Origin of the sequence: Amycolatopsis sp. NPDC059021, assembly GCF_042739895.1 — a bacterium.
Classification (GTDB): Bacteria; Actinomycetota; Actinomycetes; order Mycobacteriales; family Pseudonocardiaceae; genus Amycolatopsis.
Genome location: NZ_JBHYIQ010000078.1, coordinates 24937 through 39252 on the forward strand (window position 1 = coordinate 24937; position 14316 = coordinate 39252).

A 14316-nucleotide genomic window follows, 5' to 3' on the forward strand; every position below is an offset into this window, starting at 1 on the left:
TTGTGGGGGCCCCCCCCCGGGGGTAATGGTCTCCCCAACCCCCCCCACCTCCCCCCCCATTTTGTGGGTTTGGTTGCGCCAACCCAACCAATGCCACATTGGGGCGCATCGCCGACCTCTTCAGGAGCATCAGTTGAGCACCCTTCCTCTCACCGGCGCCCAGCTCGGCATCTGGAACGCGCAGCGGCTGGAGCCGGACTCGCGGTTCTACGTGGTCGGCGACGTCGTGGAGGTGTCCGGTGCCGAGCCGGTGGACGTCGATGCGCTGGCCAAGGCGATAAAGTCCACTGTGGACGAGGCGGAGTCGTTGCGGCTGCGCGTGTTCGACACACCGGACGGCCCGCGCCAGATGATCGGTGACGCGCGGACGGACCTCCCGGACGTCGTCGACCTGAGCGCCGAGGCCGACCCACGCGAGGCCGCGGAGGCGTTCGTGGCCGCTGAACGGCTGCGGCTCGCCGAAGCCTGCCGCGACATGATCGACCGGAAGCTGTACTCCCAGACGGTGATCCGGTTGTCGGACGCCGAAGTCTGGTACACCCTGCTCGGCCACCACCTGGTGTTCGACGGCTACTCGGCCGCGATGCTGGCCCGCCGGACCGCCGCGCACTACACCGCGCTGGTGCGAGGCACCGAGGTGGCGCCGTCGCCGTTCGGGCGCTTTGCGGACGTCGTCGAATCCGATCGCTCCTACCAGGAAAGCGAGCAGTGCGAACGCGATCGCGCGTACTGGCGTGACCGGCTCACACCGCTACCGGAGCTGGGCGACGGCGACTCCGCGGCAGGACCGCCGGAGGACACGCTGACTGCCCGCGCGGTCGTCCCGCCCGAGGAGGTCACGCGACTGCGCGCCGCTGCCGAGCGGGAAGGCGTCACCTGGGGCGAAGCCCTGATCGCCTGTTATGTCGCCTTCCTGCACCGGGTCCAGGGTGACACGGACGTCGTCTGCGCGCTGCCGCTGATGTGCCGCACGGGTTCGGCCGAGCTGCGGACGCCCGCGATGGCGGTCAACGTACTGCCGTTGCGGGTGGGCGTGCGCGGGGGTGACCGGCTGGGCGAGCTCAGCCGCCGCGTCGCCGAGGCGATGCGGGAGATGCGTGCCCACCAGCGTTACCGGGGCGAGAACCTGCCGCAGGATCTGGCCGTTCCCGGCGCGGGCGCGCTGCTGCACGGCCGGGGCGTCAACCTCAAGGCGTTCGACCTCACGCTCGACTTCGCCGGGGCGACCGGGGTGATGCGCAACGTCGCGGGCGGGCCGCCGGAGGACATGGGGCTGAGCGTGCTGCCGGCCCGCGACGGCGGGCTGCTGCTCGGGTTCGAGGTCGACGCCCGCACCCACGATCAGGCCGGGGTCGACCGCAAACTGGCCGTGCTGCGTCAGCTTCTCGTGGCATTGACCGGGCCGGACGCTCCCGCCATCGGACAGGTGGAGTTGCTCGAAGCCGGGGAACGCGCCGGCCTGCTGGCGAGCTGGACGGTGCCCGCGCTGCCCGGCACGCCCCGCGACGTCCCGGACTTTCTGGCCGACCTGGCAGCCGCGCAACCGGACGAGATCTCCTTGGTGCACGGGGACGAACGACTGTCCACTCAGGAACTTGTCGGCCGGGTGCACCGGCTGGCCCGCGCACTGCGGGCCCGCGGAATCGGGCCGGACGACGTCGTGGCGCTCGCGGCCCCGCGATCGGTCGAGCTGGTCGTGGCGTTGCTCGCGGTGCTCGACGCGGGCGCGGCGTACCTGCCGCTGGACGTCGCGCATCCGCCCGCGCGGCAACGGGAGCTGGTCGCCGACGCCCGGCCTGTGCTCGCGCTGACGACCGGGGCCACCGAGTCCTCGGCCGACGAGGTTTTCGGCGACGTGCCGAGGCTGTGCCTGGACGCGCCCGGCACGGTAGCCAAACTGTCCACACTGGACGACAGACCGCTGACCGCGGGCGAACTCGCCGCACCGCGACACCCCGAGCACCTCGCCTACGTCATCTACACGTCGGGTTCGACGGGACGCCCCAAGGGAGTCCTCGGCCGGGTCGGCGCACTGGCGAACCTGGTACATCACCACCGTTCGACGCTCGTCGCCGAAACGGAAGCCGCGGCGGGCCGACGGCTCCGCGCCGCGCACACCTACTCGTTCGCCTTCGACTCTTCGCTCGACCAGGTGCTGTGGCTGCTTTGCGGCCACGAACTCCACCTCTACGGATCCGACGTCACCCGCGACGCCGACGCGTTGCTCGCCGCGTTCGTCCGGGACCGGATCGACGTCGTCGACACCACTCCGTCGATGGCCGCCCCGCTCGTCGACGCGGGCCTGCTCACCGCCGCCCACCGGCCGTCGCTGCTGGTGCTCGGCGGCGAAGCGACGCCACGGGCGCTGTGGCAGCGGGTCGCCACGTCCGGCGTCCCGGCCCGCAACCTGTACGGGCCGACAGAGTCCACTGTGGATGGTACGTTCGCGCGGATCGACGACGGGGAGCCGACGATCGGCCTGCCGCTTGCCGGGAGCCGCGTCTACCTGCTCGACAACGCCTTGCAGCCGGTGCCGCACGGTACCCGGGGCGAACTGTATCTGGCCGGACCGCAGCTGGCCCGTGGCTACCTGAACCGGCCGGGCGTGACCGCCGAGCGGTTCGTCGCCGACCCGTTCGCGGGGCCGGGGGAGCGGATGTACCGCACGGGCGATCTGGCCCGGTGGGTGCCCGGACGGGGCCTCGAATACCTGGGGCGCGGCGACGGGCAGGTCAAGATCCGCGGCTACCGCGTGGAGCTCGGGGAGGTCGAGGCGGCGCTGGCCGCGGTGCCCGGGGTGGCCGCGGTCGCGGCGATCGTCCGCACCGAAGCGGGCAGGCCGAGGCTGATCGGGTACGTCGTGCCCGCGACGTCCAGGGGTGCGCCGCTCACCCCGGAGCCGGTGCGCGACGTGCTCGCCGAGTGGCTGCCCGAGCACCTCATCCCCGCCGTGGTGCTGGTGCTCGACGAACTTCCGTTGACGGTCAACGGAAAACTGGACCGCGCCGCGCTGCCCGTCCCACGTGCGGAGAGCGGCGGACGAGCCGCGAGCACCGAACGGGAACGGCTGCTCTGCGCGGCCGTCGCCGAGGTGTTCGGCCTCGACCGCGTCGGCGTGGACGACGACTTCTTCGCGCTCGGCGGGGACAGCATCACCGCGATCAGCGTGAGCAGCAGGCTGCGCGCCCGCGGTCTCGAACTACGGCCGCGGGATCTGCTGGCCCGCCGAAGCCTCGCTTCCCTTGCCGCGGCGGGCAAGGAGATCGAAGACGTCCCCGACGCGCTCCCCGACGATCCCACCGGTCCGGTGCCGGCGCCGCCGATCGTGCGCGGCCTGCTCGACCCGCATCCGGACGTCGACGTCGTGGCCGGGTACGCACAATGGACAGCGCTGCGCGTGGACGAGGAGCTGGCATTCGGCGATCTCGTCGCGGGCGTGGGCACGATCCTGGACCGGCACGACGCGTTGCGGCTTCAGGTGACGGGCGAACTGGTCGTCCGTCCACAGGGGACTGTGCCCGTCGCCGACGTCGTCAGCGAAGTCCGCGGCGAAGACGTCGAGGCTGTAGCCGAGTGCTTGGCGGCCACTTTGGACCCGCGCTCCGGCGAGATGCTGCGGGCCGCGCTGGTCCGGACCGGCGAAGGTGAGCCGGACCGGCTGGTCGTGGTCATCCACCATCTCGTCGTCGACGGGGTGTCGTGGCGGGTGCTGCTGCCCGACCTGCACGCGGCGTGCACCGGCCGGGCGGCCGAACTCGCTCCGGTGGGCACGTCGTGGCGGCGGCATGCCACTTTGCTTGCCGGACAAGGGGAAACCGGTGCGCGGCGGGGCGAACTCGGCCACTGGCGCGACGCGGCGAGCGCGTCGCCCGGCCTGGGAAGCAGGGCATTGGACCCGGCGCGCGACACCGTGGCGACCGCCCGCCGGTCGACCACGATGGCCACGCCCGAAGCTACCGAAGCGCTGCTCACGACGTTGCCGTCGGCGTATCGGGCGGGTGTCGACGAGGTGCTGCTCGCCGCGCTCGTGCTGGCGTTGCGTGTCCGTCGAAAGTCCACTGAGGACGCCGTCACCGTCACCATGGAGAGCCACGGACGGACGCAGCTCGCGCCGGGAACCGATCTGTCCCGCACGGTCGGCTGGTTCACCAGCGAATACCCGGTCCGTGTCCCGGCGGCCGCGATTTCGTCCACAGTGGACTTCAAGGACGCGCTCGCGGGCGGCGAAGCCGCTGGACGGCTGGTGCGCGCGGTCAAGGAGGCCAAGCGAAACACGCCCGATGAGGGCATCGGCTACGGCGTGCTGCGGTACCTGGATCCGGCGACACGGAACGAGTTCGCGGCTCCGGAACTCCTGCTGAACTACCTCGGCCGGTTCACCCCGCTGTCCGGCACCGGCTGGCGGCTCCCGGAGCGGAACGCCTTCGCGGTGATCGAACCGGCGGGCAAGGCACTCGAACAGGTCCTGGCCCTCAACTGCTTCGTGCACGAGGAGGACGCACCCCGGCTCGCCGTCGAATGGACTGCCGCCGGTGAAGTGCTGGACGCCGGGACCGTGGCGGATCTGCAACGCGCCTGGGAAGCGGCGTTGGAAGCGCTGGCCGCGCACGCGGCGCGGATCGGGCCCGATGGCGGTGGTCTCACGCCTTCGGACCTGCCGCTGGCCGAACTCGATCAGGCCACCATCGACGCCCTCGAACGCACTCGCCGCATCTCGGACGTCTGGTCCGCGACGCCGCTGCAGGTCGGACTGTCCTTCCACAGCCTGGTGCGTGGCGATGAGGACACCGACGTCTACGTGGTCCAGGCGGTGACATTCCTGGCGGGTGACGTCGAACCGGCGAGGATGGCGGACGCGGCACGAGAACTGCTGCGGCGCGTCCCGTCGCTGCGGATCCACCTCGCCACGACGACGTCCGGCGAGGTCGTCCAGGTGGTCCCCGAGGACGTTCTTCTCGACTGGCAGGAGGCGGATTTCTCCGGCGCCGCACCGGAAGACCGCGAAGGCCTGTTCGCCGAGCGGACCCGGGCCGAGCTGAAGCGGCCGTTCGATCCGGGGGAGCCGCCGCTGATCCGGTTCCTGCTCTGCACCTTCGCGCCGGGCGAACACCGGCTGGTGCTCACCAATCACCACGCGCTGCTCGACGGCTGGTCGATGCCGCTCGTCGGCCGGACGCTGCTGGCCCTCTACGCCGAACTCGGCAGCGGCCCGGCCGCGCCGGAGGCGACCTCCACCGGCGAATTCCACCGCTGGCTGGCCGGACGCGATCGCGAGGCGTCGCTGAAGACCTGGCGTGACGCGCTGGCCGGGATCGACGAGGGAACCCGGCTCACGGCGAGCACGGACGCCCGGGTCGACCGGCCCGAGCGGGTGTCGATCGGGCTCGGCGGACAGTTCAGCGACCGGCTGCGCGCGTTCGCCCGTGACCGCGGGATCACCCTGACCACCGTGCTGCAGACCGCGTGGGGCCTGCTGCTGGGCAGGCTCACCGGACGGCACGACGTCGTCTTCGGCTGTCCCGTTTCGGGGCGGCCGGACGAGGTCGGCGGCGTCGAGACGATGATCGGCCAGCTCGGTACCACGATCCCGGTCCGCGTCCGGCAATCCCCGTCCGGGACGGCGGCCGAGCTGCTGGCCGCCGTCCACGCGGACAGCGTCGCGCTGGCCGAGCACCACCATGTCGGCCTGCCGGACATCCAGCGGGCCGTGGGTGCCGGCGAGCTGTTCGACACGATGCTGGTGATGGAGAACTTCCCGCTGTCGAGCCGGAATCGCACCGTGCTCGCGCCGGGACTGGAGCTGACGGGCGTGGACATCGTCGACGCCACACACTATCCGCTGACCGTGATCGTGATCCCCGAGGACGAGATCACCATCGGACTCGGCTACCAGCCGCACGTCCTCGACGAGGCGACCGTGCGGGCCTACGGCCGGTGGCTGCACACGCTGCTGCGGGAGATCGTCGCCGATCCGGAACGGCCGGTGGCGCGGATTCCGATGCTCGACGCGTCCGAACAGGACAGTCTGCTTCGGACGGGAACCGAGATCGTTCCGTCGAAGGAACGCGGCAGCTGCCTGGCGGAGTTCGCCGCCCAGGTACGCCGTCACCACGACAAGGAAGCTGTGGTCTGTCGCGATAGGACACTGACCTACGGCGAACTGGACCGGTTGTCGAACCGCCTGGCGCACAAGCTCGTCGAGAGCGGGGTGCGGCGTGAGGACCCGGTCGCGGTCCTGCTCGGCCGCGACGTCGAGATGGTGGTCGCGTTGTTCGGGGTGCTCAAGGCGGGCGCGGTGTACGTGCCGATGGACGCGAGCTACCCGAAGGACCGCCTGGCCTACATGATCGGCGACATCGTCCCGGCCGCGGCGGTGACCACCGGCGATCCGCTCGCGGTGCTGCCCGCCGAGATTCCCGTGCTGCGGCTGGACGATCCGGCCACGCTCGCCGGTCCGTCCACTTGGGACACCGATCCGGCGGAGGCTCGTCGCGGCCTCACCGAGGACGCGCTGGCCTACGTCATCTACACCTCGGGAACCACGGGACGGCCCAAGGGCGTCGCCGTGCCGCATCGGGGAATTCCCGACCTGATCGCCCTGCAGGAGGAGGTCGTCGGAGTCACCGAGCACGAGCGGTACCTGCACTTCGCGTCGACCAGCTTCGACGTCGCGTTCTGGCAGACGATGGTGCCGCTGTTGTCCGGCGGGACGTCGGTCGTCGCGCCCGAAGAGGTGCGTGAGCCCGGCGACGAACTGCTCGACTACATCGTCGAGCACCGCGTCACCGGCGTGAACCTGCTGCCGTCGTTCCTGGCCGCGATGCCGGACGACCGCACGGTGGACAAGGACGTCTTCTTCGTCGTCGGCGCCGAGCGGCTCGACCCCGAACTGGCCCGGCGGTGGGGCGACCGGCGTGCGCTGTTCAACGCCTACGGACCGACCGAGGTCACGATCAACGCGGTGACCTGGCACTACGACCCCGATGACCCCGGCCCGCTGCCGATCGGGCGGCCCGACCCGAACATCCGCGCGTACGTCCTGGACGGCGGCCTGCTGCCGGTGGGTGTCGGCGTGACCGGCGAGCTGTACCTGGCCGGGCCGGGGCTGGCCCGTGGTTACGTCGGACGTCCCGGGCTGACCGCGCAGGCGTTCGTCGCCGATCCGTTCGGCGCGCCGGGGGAGCGGATGTACCGCACCGGCGACCTGGTGCGCTGGCGGCCGGACGGACAGCTGGTGTTCCTCGGCCGCGCCGATCACCAGGTCAAGATCCGCGGCTTCCGCATCGAACTCGCGGAGATCGAGACCGTGCTCACCCGGGATCCGGACGTCCGCGCGTGCGCGGTGATCGTGCGCGAGGACCGGCCCGGTGATCGCCGGCTCGTCGGCTACGTCATCCCGGCCGACGGCGTCGAGTTCGATCCGGCGGCGGTCCGCGAGCGACTGGCGGCGGAGTTGCCCGACCACATGGTGCCCTCGGCGCTGGTCGCGCTCGACCGGCTTCCGTTGAGCCCCAGTGGAAAGCTCGACCGCGCCGCGCTGCCCGCGCCCGGCACCGCGGCGTCCGAGGCTCGCGAACCGGCCACGCACGCGGAGGCGGTCCTGCTTGGCGTCTTCCGCGCGGTACTCGGCACGGACGACGTCAACCTCGACGACGCCTTCTTCGACATCGGCGGCGACAGCATCGTGTCGCTCCAGGTGGTTTCCCGCGCTCGGCGCGAGGGACTGGGCTTGACCGCCCGGGACGTCTTCGAGGGCGCCACCGTCGCCGGAATCGCCGCGCGTGCCACCTCACTCGGCGAGACTGCTCCCGAGGTTCCGGCGGTGGGCGACGCGCCGCTGACCCCGGTCATGCGCGACCTGCTGCGCCGCTGCGACGCGGCCGGGGTGTCTCCCGGCGGGTACTGCCAGTGGACCGAGATCTGCGTCCCGGCGGGCGGCGACACCGCGACCTGGCAGGCCGTACTCGACGCGCTCCTGGCGCGTCACGACGTCCTCCGCGCCCGCCTCGCCACCCCGTCTGGTGGTACCGAACCGGTGCTCCGCATCCCGCCGGCCGGCGAAGTCACCGGCGCGGACGTGCTCACCGTGGCGCGAGGGACCGGGGATCCGCGCGCCACGGCCGATGCCGCGATCGCGGAGGCCCGGGAGGGGCTGGATCCGTGGGTGGGGCCGTTGCTGCGGGCGGTGTGGGTGGACGCGGGGCCGGAGCGGCTCGGGCGATTGGTGCTGATCGCGCATCATCTGGTGGTGGACGGGGTTTCGTGGCGGATCCTGCTCGACGACGTCGCGCACGCCTACGGCTCGGTGTCTGTTGTGGACGGTCAGCCGCGGGTGGCCGCGTTGCCGCGGCACGGGGAGTCGTTCCTCGGCTGGGCGCGGTCGCTGCGCGCGGCCGTGGACTCCCGGCGTGTCGAACTCCCGCACTGGCGGCGGGTGGCGGAAGCACCCGCGCGTCCGCTTTCGGTGACCGCGCTCGATCCGCGGCGGGACACCGCAGCCACCGCCGTCCACCACGAGATCCGGCTCGACGCCGAGGCGACGCGGACGCTGCTCACGACGGTGCCCGCGGCCTACCGCACCACCCCGGACACCGTACTGCTCACCGCGCTCGTCACCGCGGTGTGGGAGTGGCGTGGCGGCGCGGCGGAACTCCTCGTCGCACTGGAGAGTCACGGCCGTCCACCGCACACTCCGGACCGGTCGCGTCCGGTGGACCTGGCGCAGACCGTCGGCTGGTTCACCGCGGTCCATCCCGCGCGGATCTCCTTGTCCGGCAAGGAATTCCCGGAGGCGCTGAAGGCCGTCAAAGAACAGCTGCACGCCCAAGGCGACGGGCTCGGGCACGGTATTCTCGCCGGTGCCGAGCCGGATCTGGCCGTGGTGCCGGAGCTCAGCTGGAACTACCTCGGGCAGTTCCCGGCCGCCTCGGCCGGGGAGACCGCGTGGCAGGCTCCGGCGGACGCCGATCCGCTCGGCTCGGGGGGTGGCGGCACTCTGCCGCTGCCGTACGGCCTCATGGTCGACGCGCTGGCTCGCGACGAACGTCTCGGCGTCCGGTTCACCTGGCCCTCGGCGCTCTTCGACAGCCTGGAGATCGAGCAGCTGGCGGAGTTCTTCCAGCGCGCGCTGACCCGGCTCGCGGCGGACCCGGCAGTGCGTGTGCGAGCCGGGCTGACCCCGTCGGATCTGCCACTGTCCACACTGGACCAGGCGGCGATCGACGCGCTGGAACGGGACTACGCCGTCGAAGACGTCCTGCCGCTGACCCCGCTGCAGGAACTGATGCTGCGGCATTCCCGGGCACGGGCCGAGGGCGCGCCCGATCCGTATACCGTGCAGGCGGCGTTCTCGATCGACGGACCACTCGACGTCGACGCGCTGCACGCGGCTGGTACCGATCTGCTCGGCCGGCATCCGAACCTCGGCGCCGCGTTCCCGGCCGCGCCACTCGACCACGTGCAGGTCATCCGGGCCGGAGTGCGGCCGGACTGCCGGTTCATCGACGTCTCGGGTCTCGAAACCGAGGCGCGGCACCGGGAAGTCGAGCGGCTGCTGGCCGAGGACCGCGCGGAGCCGTTCGATCTCGCGGCGGGTCCGCCGGTGCGGCTGACGGTCATCCGGCGTGAAGCCGAGCGGGCCGAGTTCGTGCTCACCAGCCATCACGTGCTTTCCGACGGCTGGTCGGCGCCACGCATGCTGGCCGAGATCTTCGCCTGCTACACGGCTCGCGTGGCGGGCAGGGCACCGGACCTGCCCGCGCCGGTCCCGTTCACCCGCTACCTGAGCTGGCGGGCGGCCCGGGACCAGACCGCGGACGTCGAAGCCTGGCGCGCCGAACTGGACGGCCTGCCCGAGGGCGGCTACCTGGCCGATCGCGGAACCGGTGCGGGAGAACAACCTCCGGACCCGGTGCTGCTCGACTTCGACGCGCGGACGGTCGAAGCGATCACCCGGGCCGCCGCCGGACAGGGACTGACGCCGAACACCCTGGTGCAGGGCGCGTGGGCGACGGTCCTCGCCACCTGGTCGGGCCGCTGGGACGTCTGCTTCGGCACCATGGTCTCCGGCCGCACCCCGGAGATCGAAGGTGCCGAGGAGATCCTCGGGCTGGTGGCGAACACGATCCCGGTCCGGGCCCGGCTGGACGGGACGCTCGCCGGCGCGCTCACCGATCTCCAGCGGCGGCAGCAGGCGATCGTCGAGCACCACCACGTCGCGCTGGCCGGCCTCGAACGGCTCACCGGGCGCCGGAGGCTGTTCGACACCCTGCTGGTGTTCGAGAACTACCCGGTGGACCCGGCGCGCCTGCGCGAACCCGCGCCGGGGCTGACGATCACCGGGACCCGGTTCCGCGAGACCACCCATCACCCGCTGACGTGCACGATCATGCCGGCGGGCGACGGCTGGACCGGTGTGCTCGCGGCCGGGCCGGGGACGTTCACCGCGGCGGAGCTGCGTGAGCTGGGCGAGGATCTGCGCGCGGTGCTGGGGGAGTTGACCCGGGCGGAGCGCTTCGGCGAGGACACGGCGGAGTGGCTGGCCCGGTTCGGGAAGGACGCGCGGTGACCACCGGCGAGGACGCGCCGGGCATCGACCCGGCACTCCTGCGCAGCGCGTTCATCCTGGTGCTGGGGACGTTCATGGCGACCATGGACGCCACGATCGTCACGGTCGGCATCGACACCTTCGCGGCCGATTTCGGCGCGTCCGTCACGGAAATCCAGTGGGTCAGCACCGCCTACCTGCTCGCGGTGGTCGCCGTCGTGCCGACGTCGGGCTGGCTGGCGGACCGGTTCGGCGGCCGCCGGACCTGGCTCGTCGCGGTGGGCGTCTTCCTGCTCGGTTCGGTGCTCTGCGCGCTCGCGTGGTCGGTGCCCGCCCTGGTGGTGTCGCGGGTGATCCAGGGGCTCGGCGGCGGCCTGCTGCCGCCGACCGGGCAGGCGCTGCTCGCGCGAGCGGCGGGACCGCACCGGACCGGGCGGATCATCAGCATCGTCGCGGTGGTCCCGCTGCTGTCGCCGGTGCTCGGCCCGCTCATCGGCGGTGCGGTGCTCTCGGCCGCCGACTGGCCGTGGCTGTTCTACGTCAACCTGCCGATCGGCGCCGCCGCGATCCTCCTCGCCCGGCGCTATCTGCCCGTGTCTTCGCCGTCCCAGCCGCGCGCGCCGTTCGATTTCCGGGGCGCGGCACTGCTTTCGCCCGGTCTGGCCGTGCTGGTCTTCGGCCTCACCGAGATCGGCCGAGGCCGCGCTGTCCCGCTCGCGGTGGCCGTCGTGGCGATCGTCGCCGGGTTCGCGATGCTCGCCGCGTTCGTCGTCCACGGGCTGCGGACGAGCCGGACACCGCTGATCGACCCGAGGCTGTTCACCCGGCCGCCGTTCGGGGTGGCCGCGCTCGCGCTGGCGGTGCTCGGCGCCGGTGTCTTCGGCACGATGTTCCTGCTGCCGCTGTATCTGCAGACCGGACGCGGCCTGACGGCGTGGGAGACCGGGCTGCTGCTCGCGCCGCAGGGCGCCGGGGCGGTGGCGGGCTCGGTGTTCGTCAACCGCGCGATCGACTCCGTCGCGCCGAGGACGATGGTGCTCACCGGCATCGGGCTGGTCACCCTCGGCACGGTCGTGTTCACCCAGCTCGGGCACACGCCGCCGGACGTCCTGATAGCGCTTTCCCTGCTGGCCCGCGGCGCGGGGATCGCGATGATCGGCGCGCCGGTGATGAACATCGTCTACAGCGGGATCGACCCCGCGTTCCTCCCGCGTGCCTCCGGCGCGCTGAACCTGCTGAACACGGTCGGCGGCTCGGCCGGCACCGCGACGCTGGCCGTGGTCCTGCAGGCGAGGCTCGACACGCGCGGGCCGGCCATCCCCGCGGCGTTCGCCGACACCTTCTGGTGGGTCCTCGGGTTCTGCCTCGTCGCCGCCGCGGGCGCGATCAGGCTGCCGCGCCGCCACCGGGCGAAAACCGAAGCAACCGTGCGTTCCGAGCACAGGAAAGGTTCCTGAAATGCCCGACAACCGTGTCGCGCTCCTGGAGAGCGGGCACCTCGAGACCGACACCCTGCCTGCCCCCGCCGAACTCCGCGCCGCGTATCCGTTGCCCGCCCGCGCCGCCGACGCGATCCGCCGCCATCGTGACACCGTCGCCGCGGTGCTCGGCAGACGCGACCCGCGGCTGATGGTCGTGGTGGGCCCGTGTTCCGTGCACCATCCGGGTGCGGCGCTGGACTACGCGGGCCTGCTCGCCGCGGCCGCGGAGCGGTATGCCGACGACCTCGTCGTGGTCATGCGCGCGTACCTGGAAAAGCCGCGCACCATCGGCGGCTGGACCGGTCTGCTGCTCGACCCCGCGCTCGACGGCGAGGGCGACATCGCGACCGGTTTGCGGACCGGACGGGCGTTCCTGGCCGACGTCGCGTCGCTCGGGCTGCCGCTCGCGTACGAGTTCGTCGATCCGCTGCTGGCCCCCTATATCGCGGACACCGTGACCTGGGCGGCGGTCGGTGCGCGGACCGTTGCCAGCCAGCCGCACCGTCATCTGGCGTCGTGGCTGCGGATGCCGGTCGGGATGAAGAACGGCGTCTCGGGGCGGGTAGACACCGCCATCGACGCCATCCGCGCCGCCGCGCTGTCCCACACGTTCCCCGGTCTCGGGCCGGACGGGCGGCCGACCACCCTGCGCAGCACCGGGAACGCCGACACCCATCTGGTGCTGCGTGGCGGTCAAACCCCGAACTACGATCGCGGCGGCGTCGCCGCGGCCCTCGCCGCGCTGACCGAGGCGGGCTTGCCTCCGCGCGTCGTGGTCGACGCGTCCCACGGCAACAGCGGCAAGGACCACAACCGCCAGCCGCTCGTCGTCGCGGATCTCGCGGGGCAGCTCGCCGACGGCGCCGACGCGCTGACCGGCGTCATGATCGAGTCCTACCTCTCCGACGGCCGCCAGGATCCGGGCCCCGGTGTGCCCCGCCCGGATCTCAGCGTCACCGACGCCTGCCTCGGCTGGGACCGCACCCTCCCACTCCTCGACACCCTCGCCCGCGCCACCCGTGCCCGAGCCCGGCTCCGGCAAAGTCCGTGATGGCCTCCTTCACAGCGCTCAACGCCGGGAAGGAGGCCATCACAGCGCTGAGCGCGGGCAAGGAGTCCTTCACGGACCGGAACGACGCGGTCAGTCGTCGTAGGGGTCGTCGGCGGCGGAGCGGAAGTCCCAGTCCGAGGCCAGTGCCGGGTCGATGATCGCGAAGCGGGTGCCGAGCGGGTCGGAGAGGACGGCGACCTTGCCGAGCGCGGAGGTGTAGGGGCGGAAGCGGAGCTTGGCGCCGAGCGAGCGGGCCTGGTGCAGGGTGTGGTCGAACCCGTGGTCGGGATCGACGGCGAAGTGGGCGATCCAGCGGGGCGGGACGTCGTCGGGGGTGCCGGGGGCCATCCGGACGCGGCCGAGCACGGAGTCGCCGTTGGTGGTGTAGACCATGTAGTCGACGTCGCGGCCGTCGCCGAACTGACGTTGTTCGTAGCCGAACAATCGCTGGTAGAAGCGGTCGGCCTGATGCGCGCGGTGGGTGACGAACTCCAGCCACACCAGCGTTCCCGGCTCTCCGGCGACGAACGCCCAGTCGTCGGCCGGGCTCGCCAGGCCGACGGTGGCGCCGCCGGGGTCGTCGGCCAGCGCCTTCGCCCCGACGCCGGCGACGACGTGCGGGTGGGTTTCGAGCAGGGTGCCGCCTAGTTCGCTCACCTGGTACGCGGTGCCCGCCAGATCGGGCGCCGCCAGGTACGGGGTCCAGTCCCGCACGACCTGGCGCTGCACGCGGATCCCGGCGACCGGCTCGCCCGCCAGCACGGCGACCGGGTAGTCCTGGCCCGCGCCGTCGCGGAGCAGCCGGTAGTCCCACCCGAACAGGGCCTGGTAGAACCGCATGCTGCGTTCGGGATCGCTGGTGGCCAGCTCCATCCAGCACGGGCTGCCCGGCGTCACGTACACGTCGCTCGTCATCGTGCCCGCCCCGGCGTCGGCAGCGGACGGGGCGGGTCGGGGAAGGTGGGGAGGGTCGAGACGATCATGGAACAGACCGTATCCGCTCACCGGTACGACCGGGTAGGGCCTCGGCGGCGGTGGGCGGCCGGAATGCCGAGGGACGCCTTCGGTGCGCTCGACGCACCGAGGGACGCCTTCAGTGCATCGAGCCGGGATCCACCGGCCTTCGTATGGCTCGATTGCCTGGTGTGCGGTGCCGCCCGCGGCGATGCCTGTCGCGGGGGGGGCGGCGCGCGGGTCCTGGGCGACCAGTCAGTGACGGGGGGCGAGCTGACACGCTT

The 14316-nt window shown here is 72.3% G+C and carries 4 protein-coding genes; 3 read left to right on the forward strand and 1 reads right to left on the reverse strand.

Annotated elements, in window-relative coordinates; genetic code table 11:
* The first annotated feature begins 25 nt into the window (after positions 1-25).
* Genes ACFWX1_RS34690 through ACFWX1_RS34700 form a run of 3 tightly spaced genes read left to right on the forward strand, consistent with a single transcriptional unit; the run spans position 26 to position 13078 of the window.
* Positions 26-10567: an amino acid adenylation domain-containing protein gene (locus ACFWX1_RS34690; protein WP_378394008.1), complete on the forward strand. Its 10542-nt coding sequence runs from the start codon at positions 26-28 to the stop codon at positions 10565-10567.
* Positions 10564-12003, forward strand: a complete 1440-nt coding sequence (locus ACFWX1_RS34695; protein WP_378394009.1) for an MDR family MFS transporter — start codon at positions 10564-10566, stop codon at positions 12001-12003. Before ACFWX1_RS34690 ends, ACFWX1_RS34695 begins: the two co-directional genes overlap by 4 nt.
* A gap of 1 nt (position 12004) precedes the next feature.
* Entirely contained in the window at positions 12005-13078 is a 1074-nt protein-coding gene (locus tag ACFWX1_RS34700; RefSeq protein WP_378394010.1) for a 3-deoxy-7-phosphoheptulonate synthase, read from the forward strand.
* 90 nt (positions 13079-13168) lie between these two features.
* Here the strand turns inward: ACFWX1_RS34700 and ACFWX1_RS34705 are convergent, their stop codons facing one another.
* On the reverse strand, positions 13169-13993 hold the full coding sequence (locus tag ACFWX1_RS34705; protein ID WP_378394011.1) for a VOC family protein: 825 nt from the start codon (positions 13991-13993) through the stop codon (positions 13169-13171).
* Between the last annotated feature and the right edge of the window lie 323 nt (positions 13994-14316).

Coding starts and splice junctions, on each gene's coding strand:
- ACFWX1_RS34705 (WP_378394011.1), bottom strand. CDS start 13,993: ATGACGAGCGACGTGTACGTGACGCCGGGCAGCCCGTGCTGGATGGAG.
- ACFWX1_RS34690 (WP_378394008.1), top strand. CDS start 26: ATGGTCTCCCCAACCCCCCCCACCTCCCCCCCCATTTTGTGGGTTTGG.
- ACFWX1_RS34700 (WP_378394010.1), top strand. CDS start 12,005: ATGCCCGACAACCGTGTCGCGCTCCTGGAGAGCGGGCACCTCGAGACC.